This window comes from Protofrankia sp. CiP1_Cm_nod3, from assembly GCF_982290655.1.
In genome coordinates, this window is the sequence record NZ_CEVIVD010000257.1 from 1 (window position 1) to 3,687 (window position 3,687).

A 3,687-nucleotide genomic window follows, 5' to 3' on the forward strand; every position below is an offset into this window, starting at 1 on the left:
GCGGGGATCATGCCGTTCACCTGCGCAGTCTCCCGCATCGGACCACTACCGTGCCTTTCGTCCCCATGTATTCCCCACGGGCGCTCTCTAACGCCTCGCCGGCCCGCTTCAGGGGTCACCGTTGCTACGGACGGGTCCGGGACCATGTGACGCTTCGCAGTTTGCTTGTAATCGTCTGTGGACGTCCATGGATGTCCGTGCCAGCGGGCGCCCCAGAGGTGACGGCCGGTGCTGGTTTCGTGGAAGCGATGCACCAGGCGACGCAGGCGTCCGCGCGGACGGTGGCGGTGCTCTCGACGGCCTACCTGGAATCGGCGTACGCGACGGCGGAATGGCAGGCGGCCTGGCGGTCTGATCCGCTGGGTCGGGCCCGGAAGCTGCTGGTGTTCCGGGTGGCGGACTGCCCCGCCCGGGGCTGCTGGGCCAGCTCGTGACGGTGGACCTGTTCGGGGTCGACCAGACCACCGCGGCCGGGCGGCTGCGGGCCGCCGCCGGTGCGCAGCGGGCCAAACCCCCGGTGGAACCGGGCTTTCCCGGCGGCGGCCCGTCGGCTCCGGCGAGGCCGGCGTTCCCCCCGGAGCTTCCCGGGGTGTGGAACGTGCCGCCCCGGCTGGCGCACTTCGTCGGCCGGGGCCATCTGCTGGCCGCGGTCGACCGGCAGCTGGCCGCCTCGGGTGCGGTCGCGGTGTGCGCGCTGCACGGGCTTGGTGGAGTGGGCAAGACCGCGCTGGCGGTGGAGTACGCCCGCCGGCATGCCGGCGGGTTCGATGTGGTGTGGTAGGTGCCGGCGCAGGACCCGGAGCTGGTCGCCGGGCATGTGGCGGCGCTCGGGGTCGCGCTCGGCCTGCCCGACGGCGTGCCTGCTGCTCGTCTCCGTTGGTCGTGCACGCGGCCGTCCTGGAACGGACTCGGCTGGCCGGTGAGGCTGACCGCGGAACATGCTCACAGCCGATGATTGACACCGTCGACGCTTCTGTTTGCGTCCATGTGCTGACATCTACGGTGATGCTCTGAGAGATGATGACCGCGTGGCACGGGCAACGGCCGTCATGGTCGGCCGACCGGCCTGGTGATCGGACGGATGAGCGGGGGATCTGGATGTTGATGGAGGTGCCGCTGGAAAGCGGCGGCATGGTGCTGGTCGAGGTGGACCGGCGGGAGGTCCCGGGCGAACTTCAACTGGCCTCTGACGATCCGGGTACGGTGGCGGCCCGTGCGCGGCGTGCGCTGGAATCCTCGCTTGCGGATCTGGCTCCAGCAGTACGGTCCATCTGGCAGGGTCTCCGCGACATCGCACCGGACGAGTTCACCGTCGAGTTCGGGGTGAACGTCGGCGGCGAAACAGGGCTGATCATCGCGAAGGGTACGGCTGAGGTCAACTTCACCGTCTCAATGACGTGGCGTGGCGGTGAAAGCACTGCATGACCGAGTCGGTTGATCCGCGGAGTGGGTGCGTCGTCCGGATCCGCCAAGGAATGACGAAAAAAGCGGCGGGGGTCGGTGTGCTCGTAGGCGAACATGAAATCATGACCTGCGCCCACGTGGTAAATACCGCTCTCGGCAGGTCACAGCGGGAACAGAAGAAGCCTGACGATATTTTATTTCTCGACTTTCCCCAACTGGACGGCGTTTCACTGCGAGAGGCAACAGTGGAAGCGTGGGTTCCGCCTCCTCCGCAAGGCTCCTTCGGGGGAGATATCGCCGGGCTGAGACTGAGCGGAGCAGCGCCCACCGCCGCTCGTCCAGCACTCCTGGAAAGCCGTGTTCCGCCGCTCGGTGTGACAATGTTCGGCTTCCCGACGGACCCGCCACGACCTAATGGAGGATGGACTTCAGCCACGCTGATCGGTACCGTCGGCGGCGGGATGTTACAACTCGACAAGTCCAGCGAAGCGGCACTTCGCGCTCAACCAGGCTACAGCGGCTCCCCTGTCTTCGATGGTGACGGCGTGGTCCTCGGCCTGTTCTCCGCAGCCTCGAGAGACGACAGGTCCGAAGACGCTTATGCCATTCCGGTCCGACGCCTGACCGAGGCATGGCCTGATGTATGCCGAGTCATCCCGGCGTCCCCCTATCGGGGGCTCAGCGCTTTTCGGGAGCAGGACGCACATCTGTTTGTCGGCCGAGGTGAGGAGGCGGAGAAGCTCGCCGCACGGGTTCGCGCGAATACTCTGGTCTGCCTGACAGGGCCATCCGGAGTCGGAAAGACCTCGCTGGTACAGGCGGGGTTGATTCCACTACTGCGCAGCCAGAAATCATGGACGGTGGTGCCCTTCCGACCCGGCGCTCGCCCGCTCGACGCCCTGGCCGCCGCACTCCTGCGCGCCGAAAGCAACAACCCGTCAGACGAGCTGCGTCTTGACCGGATACGAACCCGCGGCGCGCGTCTGGGCGCGGGCGACCCGTGGGAGTCACTCGAAGCACTTGCGGCGATACGCAATACACAGGTTCTGCTCATCGCCGACCAGTTCGAAGAATGCCTGACGGATGACGGGGAGCAGGCCCGGGGCCTGGTGGAACTCGTTCTTCGGGAACCTCCGCGAGCGGCGATACCAGCACGTATCCTGATTTCGCTGCGAGCGGACTTCGTAAACGATCTTCTCTCACACCCTTCAGTGGAGGCAAGCCTGAACGATCGGATGTTTCCCCTCCAGGTGATGACATCCACGCAACTACGACAAGCGATCATCCAGCCCGCCGAAAGCCGCGGCGTGAAGTATGCGGACGGCCTGGTGGAAAGAATCCTGCAGGATGCGGGAAGCGAGCAGGGCACGTTGCCCCTGGTCGAATTCACCGTGTCCCAACTGTGGGATCTGCAATATGCCGGCAGGCTGCGACACGAGGAATACAGCAGGATCGGCGGGGTCACAGGTGCGCTTGGCGCACATGCCGAACGGATTGCCGCAAGTCTTCTTGGTGACGGGGTGCCCGAAGAAGTTCTTCATCGAACACTGCTCAGCCTCGTACGCACGGAATTCGATCAAGCACCGGCGACGCGGCGCATCGCCCGTCGCGGCGACACCGGGGCGGACTGGGCTGCTCTCGATCGGCTGTCCAAGGGACGCCTCGTGTCCCTTGGCACAGATGATGACGGCGTTCCGACAGCCGAACTGACGCATGAGGCTCTCATCGGCGGATGGGAGAGGCTCGCTCATCTGGTGGCGGAGAATGCCGACTTCGTCCGCTGGCGTACCAGGATGGAGGAGCTGTATCAGCGGGGTGATCCGATTCCGGAAAACCGGATCGCCGAAGCGGAGAGCTGGCTGCTGCGTCGTCCGTCCGAGGTTCCGTCCCACATCGGAGGCCTGGTGGAACGGAGCGCAAGAGATCATGCGCAACGGATCGCCGACCTCCAGGCGCTGGTCAACCGGGCGGAAGCCCTCCGGTTGGCTGCCCAGGCGGAACTCGTTCTTTCCACCCGGACCGTCCCGCGCGCGGTTTCCGCCCTGCTCGCCGCTGAATCGCTCACGCGCGCACCGACACTTGAGGGTGACCTCGCAGCACGCCATACGATGAAGATCGCACCGCGGCTTGCTGCCCGCCTCGACCACGACGGCGGGGTGAACGCGGTCGCCTTCTCCCCCGACGGCCAATGGGTCGCCACCGCCAGCGACGACCACTCCGCCCGGGTCTTCAACGCGACCACCGGCGCCGAACGCGCCCGCCTCGACCACGACGACTGGGTGC

The 3,687-nt window shown here is 66.3% G+C and carries 4 protein-coding genes; all 4 read left to right on the forward strand.

The window, feature by feature from the left end; all coding sequences use genetic code 11:
- Positions 1-191: 191 nt before the first annotated feature.
- Positions 192-434 (forward strand): toll/interleukin-1 receptor domain-containing protein, encoded by a 243-nt coding sequence (locus AC5LUJ_RS23830; RefSeq protein WP_250284752.1) that lies wholly within the window; start codon positions 192-194, stop codon positions 432-434.
- Positions 431-781, forward strand: coding sequence for an ATP-binding protein (locus tag AC5LUJ_RS23835; RefSeq protein WP_250289888.1), 351 nt, complete (start codon positions 431-433; stop codon positions 779-781). The genes AC5LUJ_RS23830 and AC5LUJ_RS23835 overlap by 4 nt, the downstream gene beginning before the upstream one ends.
- Before the next feature lie 317 nt (positions 782-1,098).
- Positions 1,099-1,425 carry a CU044_2847 family protein gene (locus AC5LUJ_RS23840; RefSeq protein WP_250284757.1) on the forward strand — a complete coding sequence of 109 codons (327 nt, stop codon included), beginning with the start codon at positions 1,099-1,101 and terminating at the stop codon, positions 1,423-1,425.
- A 50-nt stretch (positions 1,426-1,475) separates the two neighbouring features.
- Positions 1,476-3,687 (forward strand): nSTAND1 domain-containing NTPase (locus tag AC5LUJ_RS23845; RefSeq protein ID WP_493465830.1); only part of this gene is annotated, 2,212 nt, incomplete at its 3' end.

Coding starts and splice junctions, on each gene's coding strand:
- AC5LUJ_RS23830 (WP_250284752.1), top strand. CDS start 192: ATGTCCGTGCCAGCGGGCGCCCCAGAGGTGACGGCCGGTGCTGGTTTC.
- AC5LUJ_RS23840 (WP_250284757.1), top strand. CDS start 1,099: ATGTTGATGGAGGTGCCGCTGGAAAGCGGCGGCATGGTGCTGGTCGAG.